The 17,059-nt window shown below is 72.5% G+C and carries 13 protein-coding genes and 3 pseudogenes; 11 read left to right on the top strand and 5 right to left on the bottom strand.

The genetic code is table 11. From position 1 onward, the window contains the following. From ABT106_RS19255 to ABT106_RS19235, 5 genes are all read left to right on the top strand, one after another. Positions 1-759, top strand: a 759-nt coding sequence (locus ABT106_RS19255; RefSeq protein WP_351278675.1) for an MFS transporter, incomplete at its 5' end; no start/stop codon positions are given. Further along, positions 756-1,769, top strand: a complete 1,014-nt coding sequence (locus tag ABT106_RS19250; protein ID WP_351278672.1) for a TolB family protein — start codon at positions 756-758, stop codon at positions 1,767-1,769. The genes ABT106_RS19255 and ABT106_RS19250, both read left to right, overlap by 4 nt. Positions 1,770-1,989: 220 nt before the next feature. Beyond that, positions 1,990-3,864: a VanW family protein gene (locus ABT106_RS19245; protein ID WP_351278670.1), complete on the top strand. Its 1,875-nt coding sequence runs from the start codon at positions 1,990-1,992 to the stop codon at positions 3,862-3,864. A gap of 269 nt (positions 3,865-4,133) precedes the next feature. Continuing rightward, positions 4,134-6,776, top strand: coding sequence for a SpoIIE family protein phosphatase (locus ABT106_RS19240; protein WP_351278668.1), 2,643 nt, complete (start codon positions 4,134-4,136; stop codon positions 6,774-6,776). Positions 6,777-6,945: 169 nt separating this feature from the next. Continuing rightward, entirely contained in the window at positions 6,946-8,568 is a 1,623-nt protein-coding gene (locus tag ABT106_RS19235) for an ATP-binding cassette domain-containing protein (protein WP_351278666.1), read from the top strand. A gap of 59 nt (positions 8,569-8,627) precedes the next feature. Here the strand turns inward: ABT106_RS19235 and ABT106_RS19230 are convergent, their stop codons facing one another. The 4 genes from ABT106_RS19230 to ABT106_RS19215 all read right to left on the bottom strand — a co-directional run bounded on the left by ABT106_RS19230 (position 8,628) and on the right by ABT106_RS19215 (position 11,891). Then, entirely contained in the window at positions 8,628-9,224 is a 597-nt protein-coding gene (locus tag ABT106_RS19230; RefSeq protein ID WP_351278664.1) for a hypothetical protein, read from the bottom strand. Beyond that, a complete protein-coding gene (locus tag ABT106_RS19225) occupies positions 9,221-10,384 on the bottom strand; it encodes an MAB_1171c family putative transporter (protein WP_351278662.1) in 1,164 nt (387 codons plus the stop codon). Before ABT106_RS19225 ends, ABT106_RS19230 begins: the two co-directional genes overlap by 4 nt. 10 nt (positions 10,385-10,394) lie before the next feature. Beyond that, a complete protein-coding gene (locus ABT106_RS19220) occupies positions 10,395-11,087 on the bottom strand; it encodes a hypothetical protein (protein WP_351278660.1) in 693 nt (230 codons plus the stop codon). Positions 11,088-11,321: 234 nt separating this feature from the next. After that, positions 11,322-11,891, bottom strand: coding sequence for an uS11 family ribosomal protein (locus tag ABT106_RS19215; protein ID WP_351278657.1), 570 nt, complete (start codon positions 11,889-11,891; stop codon positions 11,322-11,324). A gap of 797 nt (positions 11,892-12,688) precedes the next feature. Between ABT106_RS19215 and ABT106_RS19210 the strand changes: the two genes are divergently transcribed. From ABT106_RS19210 to ABT106_RS19190, 6 genes and pseudogenes are all read left to right on the top strand, one after another. Beyond that, the gene (locus ABT106_RS19210) at positions 12,689-13,045 is read left to right on the top strand and encodes a VOC family protein (protein ID WP_351278654.1); all 357 of its coding nucleotides are present in this window, start codon (positions 12,689-12,691) and stop codon (positions 13,043-13,045) included. Positions 13,046-13,315: 270 nt separating this feature from the next. Further along, positions 13,316-13,543: pseudogene (locus ABT106_RS32170) on the top strand (hypothetical protein); the annotation flags it as partial. An 18-nt stretch (positions 13,544-13,561) separates the two neighbouring features. Further along, positions 13,562-13,711: a hypothetical protein gene (locus tag ABT106_RS19205; protein ID WP_351278652.1), complete on the top strand. Its 150-nt coding sequence runs from the start codon at positions 13,562-13,564 to the stop codon at positions 13,709-13,711. 32 nt (positions 13,712-13,743) lie between these two features. Beyond that, positions 13,744-15,701: pseudogene (locus tag ABT106_RS19200) on the top strand (RHS repeat-associated core domain-containing protein); the annotation flags it as partial. Positions 15,702-15,811: 110 nt separating this feature from the next. Beyond that, positions 15,812-16,060, top strand: a complete 249-nt coding sequence (locus tag ABT106_RS19195) for a hypothetical protein (protein ID WP_351278649.1) — start codon at positions 15,812-15,814, stop codon at positions 16,058-16,060. Further along, positions 16,053-16,802 carry a hypothetical protein gene (locus ABT106_RS19190; RefSeq protein ID WP_351278646.1) on the top strand — a complete coding sequence of 250 codons (750 nt, stop codon included), beginning with the start codon at positions 16,053-16,055 and terminating at the stop codon, positions 16,800-16,802. Before ABT106_RS19195 ends, ABT106_RS19190 begins: the two co-directional genes overlap by 8 nt. 18 nt (positions 16,803-16,820) lie before the next feature. Here the strand turns inward: ABT106_RS19190 and ABT106_RS19185 are convergent. After that, a pseudogene (locus tag ABT106_RS19185) lies at positions 16,821-17,059 on the bottom strand (DNA glycosylase AlkZ-like family protein); the annotation flags it as partial.

The following is a 17,059-nucleotide window of genomic DNA, read 5'->3' as shown; positions in this document are numbered from 1 at the left end:
ACTCCAAGGAGCGCTACACCCTGGCGCAGACCAAGGCCAAGCTGCCGGCGTTCCGCGAGGCGTCGCCCGTCTTCGGCGACTTCCTCGGCTGGGCCCCGGCTGCGCGCCCTGGCGCTCTGCGCCGCCCTGCTCGGCCTGACCACCGTCAGCGACGCTTTCGTCTACCTGCTGCTCCAGGACCGCGCCGGCATCGGCGAGCAGTGGTTCCCGCTGCTGCCGCTGGGCACCGCCGCCGTGTTCCTGCTGCTCGCCGTACCCGCGGGCGCCCTCGCCGACCGGATCGGGCGGCGCACCGTGTTCCTCGCCGGGCACGCCCTCCTGCTGGCCGGGTACGGGCTGCTCCTGTGGGCCCCCGACTGGCCGGCCCTGCCGTACCTGGTGCTGGCGCTGCACGGCGTGTTCTACGCCGCCACCGACGGCGTGCTGCCGGCCGCCGTCGGCGCCACCGTCCCCGCGCGCCTGCGCGCCACCGGCATGGCCCTGGTCGGCACCGGCCAGGCGCTGGCCCGGTTCGGCTGCTCGCTGGCCTTCGGCGGCGCGTGGACCCTGTGGGGCGCCGGCCCGGCGCTGGCCGCGGCCGCGGCCGGACTCCTGTGCTGCGCGGCCGTCGCCGCCTACGTACTGCGCCCCGGCGCCCCGGGGGGCACACCCCCGGGGCCCGCACCCGCCCGGGCGGCCGTACCCGCGCCCTTGCCCGTGTCCGCCCCGGACGACCGGGGCCCCGCCGACCCGACCCGACGCCCGCGAGGAACCGGATGACGCTCTCCCACCGCCTGCTCGTGCTCGCCCTGGCGGTCCTGCTCCTCGGCGGCCTCGGCACCGCGCTGGTGCTGCGCGCCGCCGCACGCGCCGACCAGCCCCGGGAGGGCGGCCCCACGGTCGCCGCGGGCGAGGTCACGCTGACCCAGCGAGACCGGCTGGCCTTCCTGAACACCGCCCAGGGCCCGCACCGCGGAGCCCTCGCCACGGTTCCGGCCGACGCTCCGGAGGCCGCTCGTACCGCCTCCGGGCTCACCTGCCAGCGCTTCCACGCCGCCGCGGGCACCGGGGTCTGCCTCAGCTCCACCCCGGGCGCGCTCGCCCAGGAGAACCGGGCCGTCATCGTCGACGCCGGGCTGCGCCCGCTGTGGGACTTCCCCCTCGCCGGCACCCCCAGCCGGGCCCGGGTGTCGCCGAGCGGCCGGTTCGCGGCCTGGACCGTGTTCGTCTCCGGCGAGTCGTACGGCGCCGCGTTCTTCTCCACCCGTACCTCGATCGTGGACACCCGTACCCGGGCCCTCGAACCCGACCTGGAGAAGTTCGCCATCTCCCTGGACGGCCGGCCGTACAGCGCCGCCGACGTCAACTTCTGGGGGGTGACCTTCGCCAAGGACGACGACACCTTCTACGCGACCCTCGGCACCGCCGGACAGACTCACCTGGTCCGGGGCTCGGTGTCCCGGCGCGCGGTCACCACGCTCGCGCGGAACGTCGAGTGCCCCTCCCTGTCCCCGGACGAGACCCGCGTCGCGTACAAGAAGCGCGTGACGCGCGGCGCCTCGCTGTGGCGCGAGCACGTCCTCGACCTCAGCACTCTGCGCGAGGTGCCGCTCGCGGAGAAGCGCAGCGTGGACGACCAGGCCGTCTGGCTCGACGACCGCACCCTCGCCTACGCCCTGCCCTCCGACGGAGCCGTCGACAGCACGGACCTGTGGACCGTCCCGGCCGACGGCGGTGGCGCCCCGCGTCTCCTGGCACCCGGCGCCGCCTCGCCGGCGCGCCTGCGCTGACCCGGGACCGCCTCCGGCGGCACCGGGCGAGGGCGGCGGCGCCCCGAGGAACGGCTGCGACGCAACCCGGCACGACCGCTTCGTGACAATCCGCACATTCATCCCCAAAGCCATGGCCTGGAGGGGATCATTATTTTTGGAATTGTCGTATATGGGCCGCTTCTATGGCCTGCGCCAACCGTCGACCGGCTGTCGACCGGCCGGCGCCACAGGGAGTGACATGGGACGCGCGGGCAGCTGGACCGGTAACTGGCGGATCGCCCTGCCGGTGGCAGGCGGAGCCGTCGTACTCGGACTGGGCGGCCTCTACGTCACCGGCCTCGTGGTCGGCGGCGACGTCGACCCGGGCACCCGGGTCCTGGGCGTCGACATCGGCGGAATGGACCGGGCGGAAGCCCGGCGGGCCCTGGAGCGGGAGCTCGGGCCGGCCGCCGCCGCTCCGGTCGCGATGACGATAGGCGACCGCACCGAGCAGGCCGATCCGGCGGCGTACGGGCTGTCCTTCGACGCCGACGCGACCGTCGCCCGGGCCGTTCCGGCGGGACACGGCCCCGTCACCGTCATCGGCAGGCTCTTCGCCTCCGGCGACCGGGACGTCGAGCCCGTGATCCGCGCGGACGAGCCGGCCGGCCGGGCCGCCGTCGGCCGCCTCGCCGACACCACCAGGCAGCAGGTCCGGGACGGGGTGATCGCGTTCGAGAAGGGCGCGGCGAAGGCCGTCACCCCGCGGCAGGGCGTCAGCCTGATCGAGGACCGCGCCTACGACACCCTGCGCGACGCGTACCTGAAGCCGGGCGGCGGCCCCGTCGTGCTGCCGGTCGAGAGCACCCCGCCGCGCATAGGAGCGGAGGAGACGGGACGGGCCATGCGTCAGTTCGCGCAGCCGGCCATGTCGGGACCGGTCACCCTCGGCGTCGCGGGCAAGCGCGTGTCCATCACCCCCGCCGTCCTCGGCGAGCACCTCGCGATGAAGGCCGACGGCCAGGGACGCCTCGTGCCCGACCTCGACGCCAAGGGCCTCCTCGCCGACGCCGCCGTCGCCCGCCCGGTCAAAGAAGCCTCCGGGGCCCCGCGCGACGCCGACCTCGGCCTCGACGCCGACGGCCGCGTGATCGTCGAGGACCAGGGCCGCACGGGCCGCAAGGTCACGGACGCGGCGCTCGGCCAGGCCGTCATGCCGCTGCTGACCCGCACGGGAGCCGCCCGCAGCGCGGAGGTCGCCACGGTGGCGGTCGAACCGGAGCTCACGGCCGCCGACGCGAAGCGCCTCGGCATCAAGGAGAAGGTCTCCTCCTTCACCGTGTCCTACCCGGCCGCCCCGTACCGCACCACCAACGTCGGCCGCGCCGTGGAACTCATCAACGGCTCCGTGGTCATGCCGGGCAAGGAGTGGAGCTTCAACCGGACGGTCGGGGAGCGTACCCCGGAGAACGGTTTCGTCGACGGCATCATGATCAACGACGGCCAGTACGTGAAGTCGCCCGGCGGCGGCGTCTCGGCGGTCGCGACCACCATGTACAACGCCATGTTCTTCGCGGGCGTCAAGCCCGTCGAGCACGGGGCCCACTCCTTCTACATCGAGCGCTACCCCGAGGGGCGGGAGGCCACGGTCGCCTGGGGCACCCTCGACCTGCGCTGGATCAACGACACCGGCCACCCCCTCTACATCCAGGCCGAATCCACCGACACCTCCCTGACCATCAGCCTGCTCGGCACGAAGAAGTACGACGAGGTACGGGCGACCAAGGGGCCGCGCACCAAGGTCACGCCGCCCGGCAAGCGGACGGGCAGCGGCCCGGCGTGCGAGGTGCAGACCCCCCTCGAGGGCTTCGACGTGTCCGTCGGGCGCGTGTTCGTACAGGGCGGCAAGGAGGTCGGGCGCGAGGAGTTCAAGACCCACTACACGCCGCGCGACGAGGTCACCTGCACCCCGCCGGCCCCGGAAACCCCGCAGGCCCCTGCGGCCCCGCTGACGCCCGCGGCCCCGCAGAGCCCCCAGGCCCCCCAGCAGGCTCCGCAGGCCCCCACGGCCCAGCAGGCCCCGCAGGCGCAGCCCGGCACCGCGCTGGCGGCGGGCGGTCCCCGTACCGCGTGACGCCGGGCCCCGTACGGCACGCTCCGCCGTTCCGTGTTCCGTGTTCCGTGTGGCGCCGGGCTCCCTACCGCATGACCACGGCCTTCGTCCGGCGTGGCGGCGGCCGGCAGGGGGGCGGCGGGTAACCGCCAGGGGGTGAATTGTGCGTGCCGGGGGCCGCGGGCGCCCGGAAGTGCTACAACTGGGATCGTGACCCTTCCTCGCCTCCCGTGCCGGGCACGTCGGTGCGGTCACCCCTAGGCATCAGGTTCAGAAGCGTCGCCGGCCAGGTGTTCGTCCTCCAGGTGGCGATCGTGGTGTTGCTCGCCGCCGGTGCCCTCCTGGCCCTGGTGCTGCAGTCGCGACACGACATCGACCGCGAGGCCCGTAACCGGTCGGTCTCCGTCGCGGAAACCTTTGCCCACTCCATCGGCCTGCCGGCCACACTGAAGACGCCCGACCCCTCCGCCATTCTGCAGCCCGTGACCGAGGAAACGCGCAAGGCCGCCGGGGTCGACTTCATCGTGGTGATGGACACCAACGGCATCCGCTACACCCATCCCCAGCCGGACCGCATCGGGAAACGGTTCGTCGGCACCATCGAGCCCTCCCTCGCCGGACAGGTCCACACCGAAAGCGTGCAGGGCCCCCTCGGCAAGGAGATCCAGGCGGTCGTACCGGTCACCGACTCGACCGGCCGCGTCATCGCCCTGGTATCGGCCGGCCTGACCGTGAAGAACGTGACCGGGGTCGTCGACCGCCAGCTCCCCGTCATCCTCCTGGCCATCGCGACCGGCCTGGCCCTGGCCACCGGCGGCACGGCGCTCATCAGCCGACGCCTGCGCCGCCAGACCCACGGGCTCGGCACGCAGGAGATGACCCGCATGTACGAGCACCACGACGCGGTGCTCCACGCCGTCCGCGAAGGGGTGCTGATCACCGACGGCGACGGACTGCTGCTCCTGGCGAACGACGAGGCCAAACGGCTCCTCGGCCTGCCGGAGGACGCCGAGGGCCGCTACATCGGAAACGTGCCCGGCCTCGACCGCCGGATGGCCGACCTGCTGCTGTCCGGCCGCGTCGCCACCGACGAGGTCCTGGAGACCGGCGACCGGCTGCTCGTCGTCAACCAGCGGCTCACCCACCCCCGGGGCCGCCCGGAGGGCACCGCGGTCACCATCCGCGACTCCACCGAGATGCAGGTCCTGACCAGCCGGGCGGAGACGGCCCGCAAGCGGCTCAAGCTCCTGTACGACGCCGGCGGCGACATCGGCACCAGCCTCGACGTGGTCCGCACGGCCGAGGAGCTCGCCGCCGTGGCCGTACCCCGGTTCGCGGACTTCGTCACGGTCGACCTGGCCGACCAGGTGCTCGACGGGGACGAGCCCGCCCCGGGCGCCGACATGCGGCGCACGGCGGTCAGCGGCATCCGCGACGACCACCCCCTGTACCCCCGCGGCCGGCTGATCGACTTCCTGCCGTCCACCCCCCAGGCGCGCGGCTTCGGCACCGGCCAGGCGGAGCTGGTTCCCCACCTGGAGGACGCGCCGGGCTGGCAGGCCCAGGACCCGCCACGGGCGCGGGCCATCGTCGACTACGGCATCCACTCGCTGATCGCGGCCCCGCTCACGGCCCGGGGAGTCGTCCTCGGGGTGGTCAACTTCTGGCGGTCGGAGAAGCCCGAGCCCTTCGACGAGGACGAGCTGTCGCTGGCCGAGGAACTCGTCGCCCGCGCGGCGATCAGCATGGACAACGCCCGCCGCTACACCCGTGAGCACGCCCTCGCCGAAACGCTCCAGCGCAGCCTGCTGCCGCGCGCCCTGCCCGAGCAGAGCGCCGTGGACGTGGCGCACTTCTACCTGCCCGCCCAGTCCGGGGTCGGCGGGGACTGGTTCGACGTGATCCCGCTGGCCGGCAGCCGGGTCGCACTGGTCGTCGGGGACGTCGTCGGGCACGGCCTGCACGCCGCGGCCACCATGGGCCGGCTGCGCACGGCGGTGCACAACTTCGCCTCCCTCGACCTGCCCCCCGACGAGATCCTCGCCCGCCTGGACGACCTCGTACAGCGCATCGACCACGACGGGGACGGTGACGACACCGGCGGCGGCGTCCTCGGCGCCACCTGCCTGTACGCCGTCTACGACCCGGTGTCGCAACGCTGCACCATGGCGCGGGCGGGCCACCTGCCGCCCCTCGTGGTCGCCCCCGACGGCACCGCCGAGATCGTGGACCTGCCCGCCGGGCCCCCGCTGGGGCTCGGCGGCATGCCGTTCGAGACGGCGGAACTGTACTTGGCGGAGGGCAGCCAGCTCGTCCTGTACACGGACGGCCTGGTCGAGGAGCGGACCCGCGACATCGGCGAGGGCCTGGAACTGCTGCGCACCGCGCTGAGCCACCCCGAGCGAGACCCGCAGGAGAGCTGCCGGGCGGTCCTCGACATCCTGCTGCCCGAGCGGCCGAGCGACGACGTGGCGCTGCTCATCGCCCGCACGCGGACCCTCGGCCCGGACCGCGTCGCGCAGTGGGACGTGCCGTTCGAGCCGAGCGCGGTCGGCGCCACGCGGAACGCCGCCGCGAAGAAGCTCGACGAGTGGGGCCTGACGGAACTCGCCTTCGCCACGGAACTGATCCTCAGCGAGCTCGTCACCAACGCCCTGCGCCACGGCAGGGCCCCGGTACGGGTACGGCTGCTGCACGACCGGGGACTGACCTGCGAGGTGTGGGACGCCAGCAGCACCGCCCCGCACCTGCGGTACGCCGCCACCACCGACGAGGGAGGGCGCGGGCTGTTCCTGGTGGCCCAGCTCAGCGAGCACTGGGGCACCCGGTACACCCCCGAGGGCAAGGTCATCTGGGCGGAACAGGCGCTGCCCGGCTCCCCGGGTGCCACGGAACCGGCCCTCGCCGCCTTCCTGGACGTGGACCCCATCTGACCACCCCCGGTGCCGTGCCCACCCGGTGCCGACTCCACCGCGGCCGAGCGAAGGCCCGCAGGACCCGTACCGCCGCACGACCGTGGCTGCCCCTGCCGCCCACGGCCACGCCCCGGCGCGGCCCTAAATGCGTTGCCGATCGCGGCGGCGGGAAGCAGGATGACGCCGCATGGGACATGTGGAAGCCGCACATCTGGAGTACTGCCTGCCGGACGGCAGGGTCCTCCTCGGGGACGCGTCGTTCCGGGTGGGCGAGGGCGCGGTCGTCGCCCTCGTCGGCGCGAACGGGGCCGGGAAGACGACGCTGTTGCGCCTGATCTCCGGCGAACTCAAGGCGCACGCCGGGACCGTGACGACCGGCGGCGGTGTGGGCGTGATGCCGCAGTTCATCGGGTCCGTGCGGGATGAGCGGACCGTGCGGGACCTGCTGGTCTCCGTGGCACAGCCGCGGATCCGGGAAGCAGCGGGGGCGGTCGACGCCGCGGAGCACCTGATCATGACGGCCGACGACGAGGCCGCGCAGATGGCGTACGCGCAGGCGCTGAGCGACTGGGCCGAGGCGCGCGGGTACGAGGCCGAGACGGTCTGGGACATGTGCACCACCGCCGCGCTCGGAATCCCGTACGAGCAGGCCCAGTGGCGCGGCCTGCGGACGCTCAGCGGCGGCGAGCAGAAGCGGCTGGTGCTCGAGGCGCTGCTGCGCGGCCCGGACGAGGTCCTGCTGCTCGACGAGCCCGACAACTACCTGGACGTTCCCGGCAAACGGTGGCTGGAGGCGCAGCTGGCCGAGACCCGCAAGACCGTGCTGTTCATCTCGCACGACCGGGAACTCCTCGCCCGTACCGCCGAGAAGATCGTGGCGGTCGAGCCGAGCCCGGAGGGATCCGAGGTGTGGGTGCACGGCGGCGGCTTCGCCACCTTCCACGCGGCGCGGCGGGAGCGGTTCGCGCGGTTCGAGGAGCTCAAACGGCGCTGGGAGGAGAAGCACGCGCAGTTGAAGCGGCTCGTCCAGGACATGCAGCAGTACGCCGCCCGCAGTGACGTGATGGCCTCGCGCTACCAGGCGGCGCAGACCCGGCTGCGGAAGTTCGAGGAAGCGGGCCGGCCGCCGCGGCCGCCGCGCGAGCAGGAGATCCGGATGCGGCTGCGCGGCGGCCGTACCGGTGTGCGGGCCGCGACCGTCGAGGGCCTCGAACTGACGGGCCTGATGAGGCCGTTCGATCTGGAGGTCTTCTACGGGGAGCGGGTCGCGGTCCTCGGCTCGAACGGCTCCGGGAAGTCGCACTTCCTGCGGTTGCTCGCGGGGGACCCGTCGGTCGCGCACACGGGCGCCTGGAAACTGGGCGCGCGGGTCGTGCCGGGCCACTTCGCCCAGACGCACACCCACCCGGAGCTGCTGGGCCGCACGCTCGTCGACATCCTGTGGACGGAACACGCCGAGGACCGGGGCGGGGCGATGTCGGTCCTGCGGCGGTACGAGCTGGAACGCCAGGGCGACCAGCCGTTCGACAGGCTCTCGGGCGGCCAGCAGGCCCGCTTCCAGATCCTCCTGCTGGAGCTGGCCGGCACCACGATGCTGCTGCTGGACGAGCCGACGGACAACCTCGACCTGGAGTCGGCGCAGGCCCTGCAGGAGGGGCTGGAGGCGTACGAGGGCACGGTGCTGGCCGTCACGCACGACCGCTGGTTCGCCCAGTCCTTCGACCGGTACCTGGTCTTCGGCTCGGACGGGGCCGTCCGGGAGACGTCCGAGCCGGTCTGGGACGAACGGAGGGTGGCCCGCACCCGCTGACCGCTCCCGGCGGACGCTCCCGGCGGACGCTCCCGCCGGAGCCGTCGCGCCTTTCGGAGCTACCTGACCAGGGCGAAGGTACCGGCGGCGACGGCTCCGCCCACGGCGGCGCCGGCGAGGACCTGGGCGGGCGTGTGGTCCCTCAGCGCCACCCGGGACCAGGCGACGACGGCGACCAGCGGGTAGGCGAGGAGCACCCACGGCCCGTAGGCCAGGGCGAGCATGGCGATGCTCCCGGAGGACACGGCCGCGTGCACGCTGATCTTCCAGGCGGGGGTCACGGCGAGGAGGGCGGCGAGGGTGGCCAGCATGGCCGCGATCAGCGCGATCATGCTCTGCGGGGCGCCGAAGGCCCACAACAGCAGGATGCCGGTGGCGACCGAGAAGATGATGAAGATCATCACGACGATGCGCTGCTGCCGCTGGCCGACGTGCCGGTCGGCCCAACGGCCCTGGCGGATGCCGTACTTGATGAAGGCCAGTGGAACGACCGCGGCGAACAGGCAGCCGAGCAGGCCCCAGCCGATGCCGGAGAAGCGTCCGGCGTGCCAGCCGATGAGGACGGTGTCCGCGATGATCCAGGTCTTGGGATCGAGCCCATCGGTGATCAGGCGTGCGGCCCGGGACTCGTCGGGTCGGGTGAGCGTGGTCGTCACGCCGTGGCCTCCTGGCTGGTTGCGGTGAGGAACTCGTCGGCCACGGGGGAGTGGTAGATCCGGGCGAGCTGGATGAGCTTGTCGACTTCGGTGGTGAAGTCGTGGCCGTCGATGCCTTCGGCGGCCGGCTGCTCCAGCGTGCTCGCGACGGGCAGCGCACCGCGGGCCTTGCCCTCACGCGCCGCACGCGTCCAGAGGGCTTCGGCGGCCGGGCTCGTCGCCGGGTCGAAGCCCGCCCGCAGCGCGGCGGTCCGCGCCCGTACGCGGATGTCGTCGCCGGCGTAGGCGTCGAGGGCCAGGGAGGCGTCGCGGATCTCGATCACCCTCCGGTACAGGCGCAGGCGCGGGCTGCGGAGAAGTCCGGTCCTGAGGACGATGTCGGGGGTGACGGCGGTCAGGTCCTGCCACAGCGGCTGGAGCTGCCGGTGGCGCAGGCCGTCCTGGACGGTGCGCCAGGCCACGCCGAACGCCGGGATGCTGCTTCCGACGAGGATGAAACCGATCGCCAGGTACTTCAGGGCGTCGGTGGTGTCGTCGACGACGATGTCGCCGGTGCCGTCCGTGAGGCCCGTGAGGCGCGTGGTCATGTACCCGAACCGCACCAGGGTGTAGAGGACGCCGACGGCGGTTCCGATGCCCATGAGGCGTACGCCCGTCCGGAGCCACCGGGCGCTGGCGTGCCGCGCGCTGCCCCAGAAGAGCCGGGTGGCGATGGCCATGGCGATGCCGAGGTAGACGACGAAGACGAGGTAGTAGGCGGTGGCCCAGCCGTTGCCCGCGTTCTCCTTGGAGAAGTCGGTCACTTCGTGGGGCCGCGGGACGAAGAAGACGAAGAGCACGGCCATGACGGCCATGGCCGTGAGGGCGACGTAGTGGCGGGGCCGCGGCCCACGGCCCGTCTCCGGCCGGGTGATGGCGACCACGAAGTCCACGACCGCGCCGGCCGCGATCATGCCGAGACAGTGCTTGACGAGGGTGGACAGGTTGTTGACGCCCGCCCGGTCGTCCAGGGCGTGCATCACGCCGGGGAGACGGAGCGTCATGGAGACGGTCAGCGCTGCGAACGCGGTCCACAGGGCCCGCTGCATGACGCTGCGGACGGCCGAGGGGCCCCGCCAGAGCGTCACCGCCCAGAGCATGATCAGGACTGCGATCTCCACGTGTTTCACTTCACGCCCCCGTGTTTCTCACGGGGTGCCCGAGTGCGTCGTGCAGGCGTGCGAGACGGTCCTCGGCCTCGCTGGAGACCGACTGCGTCGTGTAGCGGCCGGCCCGCTCGTGGATGAGCGTGGCCAGGGTCTCCGCCTGCCGTTCCTGCGGGCTCGCGAACTTGCTCCGCCCCATGAGGTGCGCGAGGCGGTCGATGTCGAGGCCCAGCTCCTCGTCGATCGATTCGGTCGTGCGGGCCACGCTCCTGATCCGGGCCGCCTCGGCGCGGACGATCGACGCCACGGGGAGCTCGGGGCGGTCGAGACCGGAGACGGCCGTCTGCGTACGCGTCAGCAGTCGCTGGAAGTGCTCGGAGGCGCGGGCGATGTCCTGCTCCGACGACCGCTCCGACGTCTCCAGCTCGGGGGCGACGTGCCCGAGCAGCATGTGGGAGATCTCGTGGAGGACGATCTGCACCTTGAGGATCTCCGCCGCGGCCGCGTCGTAGAACACGAGGTCGGCGACCTCCAGGCCGAGCCAGATCCCGCACGGCAGGGCCGGGTCGGGGGGACCGTCGAGAGGCAGCAGGATCAGCGGCCGGCCGCGTTGCCCGGCTATGCCCTCGCAGAAGGCGCCGAGGTCGAACGGCTGGGGGATGACGAGTTGGTCTGCGACGGCGGCGCACTCCGCATCAGTGCGCTTCCACCACCGCATGGTCGCCTTCGCCGCCCTTCGGCTCCTGCCGGCGTGAAGCCCAACCGCTCCGTGCCGTGCCGCCCGCTCGTGCGCCCGTCCGGTACGCCGGTCCCGTAAGCCCGTAAGCCCATACGCCCGTTTGCCTACGCCTGATCGCGTCGAGGGTAGCCGGAAGTATTCCGGGAGGCCGAAGAGTTGTCCCGACAGGCCGAAACACCACGGTCCACGCGGGTAGCGTGACCGGTTCCCGTCTCACGAGTCCGTGCGGCGGCGGCGGCGCGGCTTCACGTCGGGGAGCCCTTCGGCCTTCCGGAGCTGCTTGATCAGGCCGGTGACGGACCTCATCGACCCGGCGGACAGCCCGCTCAGGCGGAAGGCCGCCGCTTTGACCTGTTCGTCCTCCAGGACCTGCGCGAACTCGTCGGCGGCCGCTGCCTTGCCCATCTCCTCGCGAAGCCGGGCGATCCGCTCCTCGATCCGCTGCTCGATCGCCTCGGCGTTCTCGCCGTCGGCGAGGTAGCCGACGGTCACGCCGAAGAAGTTGGCGATGGCACGGATGGAGTCGATGCCGGGGTTCGGATTGTTGTTCAGGCGGATGGTCTGGACCGTGCCGTGCGAGACGGAGGGGCCGGGCAACTGCCGGGTGCCCTCGGCGATCTCCAGGTACGTGTACGGCCCGCGGCTCGCCGGGTGGATCGTCTCGATCAAGAAGCCGAGGCGGTCTCCCATGGTGTCTCGCCGGCTGGTGGGGGTCTCCTCACCCATCACCGTCACTGCTCCTGTCTGCTGCTGGGTCTCGCCGTCGACCGCCCGGACCACCACCTGCGTCGTCTAACGGCCTAGACGGCTTTCATCACACAGTGCAACGAAGTGCATCTACCCGGCTAGCGGACCTCGGTGAAAGTGACCCACGCCACGTCGCCGGATGATCAGCCCGCGGCGGCTTGACAGGGCGTATGGAGGACGACGTATGTTCGTGTCGTCATCTAGCGCGCTAGACGCGCGGGAGCCCAACTTCTGGACGGCCCATGTCTAGTTCGCTGAGCCCCGGTGCTGCTGGAAGAGAAGAGCACGCGAGCTGGGCGGCCTCGGCCGCGGGCTGGGGCACGGGGGTGCTCAGCCCGCGGCACCTGCCCGCCCGCTCCGCCGACGCCACCCGCGTCCTGGGCGGCGCGTCACGGCACGCTGAACCAGCGGACGTCACCGGAGCCGGGCAACCGGGAACGCGCACCTGCCTCTGCCGCGATGCGCACCGGACCCTCGGCCTTGTCCGCCCTCCAGGCCGGGAAGGGTTCCCGGTCCGCTGATGGCTCCGTAGGCCGACTCGCTGACGCGCCGCCCGAGGACGTCGTACGTCCGGCGGATCCCGACCTCCGGGTGGGCGGCATCGCCGGACGGCCCACGGCATCTCGGGTGAAGCGGAGCGCCCCGCCCTGTCGCCCTGGTGGGGTCGACACCTACGCGTGGAACACCACCGGACCCATGCAGGACAAGGTGGAGACGGCCGGCCGCGCGCTGGGCGCGCCACGCGTCTCTGCGCCACATCAACGAACTCGCCGCCCCGGAGTGGCCGACGCGGCGGTACCGTGCCGACTTCCCGACGTAGAGGAGAACCCCAAGTGCTGCGCGGTATCCGGACCGTCATGGTCTTCGTCGACGCCCCCGAAGCCGCAGCCCGTTGGTGGGGAGAGATCTTCGGATCCGAGGTCAGGCTGGACATCAACGGCACCGCCGTCTACGCCTGGCTGGACCTCGACGGACTCGAGTTCGGTTTCCACCAGGCGTCCCCCAAGGCAAACCCCCACGGTGGAAGCACCGTTCCGTACTGGCCCGTCGAAGACCTCGAAGCCGAACGCGAACGCCTCCTGGACGCCGGCTGCATCCACCACCGAGGTCCGCTCGACGTGGAGCCCGGCCGACGCATCTGCCAGCTCGTCGACCCGTTCGGCACGATCTTCGGGCTCGACGGACCCTGACACCGCAGCCTGCCCATGCGCCACTGGCCCATCACCGAAACGGAACTCTCCACTCCCGCGGCCGACGCGACCGCGATCTCCGACGCCGTCGGCGGACAGGCCGAGAAGCTGCTGCGGTTCGGCACTCCCCAACGCAACCGCCGCCGTGGTGAGGGCCGGCTTCAAACCCACGCTCGCGAAACGGCGACTGATCGGCGGCACCCCGGCCGTCCACTACGTGCACGTCAACGGTGCCCCCGCCAGCCTCTTCGTGCTCGGCGACCAGGTCGTCAGCGCCGTGACGACGAGCGGTTCTTCTCCATCGTCACCGACTTGGTGGGCGCCCCGAGGGATCCTGTCGACGAGTCGGGCCGACCGGCGTGGCACACGCCGCACTTCCGCTATTGCGGCCCGGAATCGAGACGCTACGCGTCCCCGGACCCGCTCGGGATGTCTCCGGCGCCGAATCCCACGACCTACGTCAGAAATCCGCACAGGCCGGCGGACCCGATGGGGCTGTTTTCGTGTACGGACGTCATGGACTACATGGAGGACAATGCGAGCACGCGCAAATTCCAGAACGTCCTGAACACCGGCGAACTCGACGTCGTGGCCCATGGCAGAAGCAGCGGGTTCCTGGAAATGCCTCATGGTGACGTCAATGCAGGCCGGCTCGTGTACGCGTGAGGAACAACCCCCGCAACGGGGGCCTCGTCGTCTTCGAGTACGACGAACGCGGCCACCTCACCACGGTCACCGACCCGCTGGGCGCGGTCACGCGGGTCCGCACCGACCAGGCCGGGCTGCCGCTCGCCGTCACCGGCCGGCTCGGCGCCACCACCACGTAGGAGCGGGACGCCTTCGGACGGACCACGGCGGTCACCGACCCGCTGGGCGCGGTCACGCGTACGGAGTGGACGGTCGAGGGCAGGCCGCTGCACCGGAGTACCCCGGAAGGCGGCCGGCGCTCGTGGACGTACGACGGTGAGGGCAACTGCCTGACCCGCACGGACGGTCCCGACGACAGGGCGGTGCGCTTCGAGTACACCCACTTCGACCTGCTCACCGCCCGGACCGTCGCAGACGGCGCCCGCCACGAGTACACGTACGACGCCGAGTTGCGCCTGAACGGGGTCCGCGACCCGCGCAGGGCATGACCTGGGAGTACGCCTACGACCCGGCGGGCCGGCTCGTCAAGGAGACCGACTTCGACGGTCGTGTGCTCGGTTACGCCTACGACCCGGCGGACCGGCTCGTCGCCCGCACCGACGCCCTCGGGCGGCGGATCACCTATGAGCGCGACGCCTTGGGGCACACGGTCCGCAAGGACGCGGGCGGCACGGTGACGACGTACGAGTACGACGTCTTCGACCGGCTCGCCGTCGCGGTGTGCGGGGACAGCGTGCTGACCCGGCTGCGCGACCGGGCGGGCCGGCTCCTTCAGGAGACGGTCGACGGCCGCACCTCCGCCTACACCTACGACTCCGTGGGCCGGCGCACCGGCCGGACCACCCCGACGGGGGCCTCCGCCGCTTGGGCCTACGACGACGCCGGCCGCCACGATGCCGTGACCACGTCCGGCCGGCGCATCGGCTTCGTGCACGACGCGGCCGGCCAGGAGCTCAGCCGCACCTACGGAGACCTCCTCACCCTCGACCTGGCCTGGGACGGGGCCGGCCGGCTGGTGGAGCAACGGCTCACGGGCCCCGGCGACGGGCTGGTGCAGCGCCGCGGGTACACCTACCGGCCCGACGGGGGCCTGACCGGCGTGGACGATCTCCTGGCCGGCGCACGCAGCTTCGCTCTCGACCCCGGGGGTCGGGTGACCGCGGTGCACGCCGAGAACTGGACCGAGCGCTACGCGTACGACGAGGCGGGCAACCAGACCTCCGCCTCCTGGCCCGGCTCCCATCCCGGAGGCCAGGACGCCACCGGACCGCGCACCTACGAGGGCACCCGGCTGATCGGCGCGGGCCGGGTCCGGCACGAGTACGACGCCCTCGGCCGGGTCGTGCTCCGCCAGAAGGCCAGGCTCTCGCGCAAGCCCGACACCTGGCGCTACGAGTGGGACACGGAGGACCGGATCACGGCCGTGACCACCCCGGACGGGACGCGATGGCGGTACACGTACGACCCGCTGGGACGGCGTACGGCCAAGGAACGGATGACGCCCGACGGCCTGGAGGTGGCCGAGCGCACGGTCTTCATCTGGGACGGCACCGTGCTGTGCGAGCAGACCGGCACCACGGTGGAGGCGGAGCACGAAATCGCCGTCACCTGGGACCACCGCGGCCTGCAGCCGATCGCGCAGACCGAGCGGATCCTGACGGCCGACCAGGAGGTGGTGGACGAGCGGTTCTACGCCATCGTCACCGACCTGGTCGGAACGCCCACCGAACTCGTCGACGAGCGCGGCGAACTGGCCTGGCGCAGCCGGTCCACCCTGTGGGGCTCCACGGCCTGGAGCCGGGACGCCACGGCGTACACGCCGCTGCGCTTCCCCGGCCACTACTTCGACGCCGAATCGGGCCTGCACCACAACTACTTCCGCACCTACGACCCCGAGACCGCCCGCTACCTGAGCCCGGACCCGCTGGGCCTGGCGGCCGCCCCCAACCCGGTGGCGTACGTCGCGAACCCCCACCACTGGTGCGATGCCTTCGGGCTGGCCCCCTACCCGGACGGCACCCGGACGGCACCCGGACGGCCCAGGGCGTCGACCACCAGCTCAACGAGGCGGAGAGCGGCAAGTCGAACCACTACCTGAAGGGCATCGGCGAGGACGAGGTGAAACTGGAGAAGTACCTGCGGGGCCATCTCCAGTCGCCGGCGAACTACGTCGACGCGGATTCGGGGGCCCGGATCATCATCGACCGCACCTTGGACCCGAACAGGCCGGTGGCCATCATCCGGCAGGACCATATGATCCACGCGTACCACATCGACCCGGAGGACCTCTCCAACTACATCACTCCGCGAGACGGCAAGGACGTGGCGAAGTGGCGGACCCCGAAGGACGACGAAGTGAATGAGTAGCCCTAGCGGAACACCCCGGAACCCGGCACCCGGTTGGCCGGGCTACCGCTCCGAGCCGTCCTACGACGCCGGCCAGAGCCGGGTCTTCCCGGCCCCGGTACCGGCGGAGCTGCGGGCGCTCGGAGACAAGGTCCGGGCGGCCGACTGGCCGGTGCGGCTGGCCTTCCGCGGTTCCCGGATCGTGCTGCTGGACACCCTCTGCCGCTGGCAGACCCTGCGCGCGCTGGCGTACGTACGCCTCCTGGCCGCCCACACGGCGGATGAGCGGCTGTCGGCCGACCTGAGGGTCATTCCCGGAGCGGAACCGGCCGGAGATCCGGGCCTGCCCGAGCTGCTGGAGCGACTGGAACGGGCCGCCGTGGATCTCCCGGCAGACCTGCTGGACGCGGTCCTCTGCGACAGCGGCGGGCTGCTCGCGGACAACCGCTTCGCGGCATCGGTGCTGGCCGCCGGGCTCACCGCCGATTCCCTGCCGGGGGGTACGGACGAGGCGGTCTCCCGCGCCGTGGTGCTCACCAGCTATTGGTACGAGGTCCCCGAGCGGCGCGGCGCACTGGCCCTGGCGTGGAGTGCGAACCTGTTCGTCCGCTCCTGGCTGCGCTGGTCGCTGCGTTTCGAGTACGGCGATCCGGCGGGCGGCCTCGGCATCACCAGCGACCCCCGCCCGGCCCGCCCGGCGGCGTCCGCCCTCCCGGACTGGGCGGCGGTCCTGCTCGAGCGCGTCGAGCGGGGTGACAAGTAGGGCGGGCCTCGGGCGCGGTCAGGCGTGGGGTCCTACGGTGACCTCGCCGAGGGTGAGCTCCGCGGTTCCCGCGAGCATCGCGCCCGTGTACGTTCCACCTGTTCTTCCAGTGCGCGCCGGTGGGCCGCGCTCAGCTGCCCCAGCGGCTCCACGGTGAGCGCGATGCGCCGGCCCGTTCGGCGCTGGTGCCAGACGCCGGCGACCGCACCGTCGACCAGGAGGACGGACATGGGTTGCGACCATGCGCCGCCGCTTGC

Origin of the sequence: Streptomyces sp. NPDC002044, assembly GCF_040296725.1 — a bacterium.
GTDB classification, from domain to species: Bacteria; Actinomycetota; Actinomycetes; order Streptomycetales; family Streptomycetaceae; genus Streptomyces; species Streptomyces antarcticus.
This window is presented reverse-complemented; position numbering and strand designations above follow the sequence as displayed.

Coding starts and splice junctions, on each gene's coding strand:
- ABT106_RS19250 (WP_351278672.1), top strand. CDS start 756: ATGACGCTCTCCCACCGCCTGCTCGTGCTCGCCCTGGCGGTCCTGCTC.
- ABT106_RS19245 (WP_351278670.1), top strand. CDS start 1,990: ATGGGACGCGCGGGCAGCTGGACCGGTAACTGGCGGATCGCCCTGCCG.
- ABT106_RS19235 (WP_351278666.1), top strand. CDS start 6,946: ATGGGACATGTGGAAGCCGCACATCTGGAGTACTGCCTGCCGGACGGC.
- ABT106_RS19220 (WP_351278660.1), bottom strand. CDS start 11,087: ATGCGGTGGTGGAAGCGCACTGATGCGGAGTGCGCCGCCGTCGCAGAC.
- ABT106_RS19205 (WP_351278652.1), top strand. CDS start 13,562: ATGGACTACATGGAGGACAATGCGAGCACGCGCAAATTCCAGAACGTC.
- ABT106_RS19190 (WP_351278646.1), top strand. CDS start 16,053: ATGAGTAGCCCTAGCGGAACACCCCGGAACCCGGCACCCGGTTGGCCG.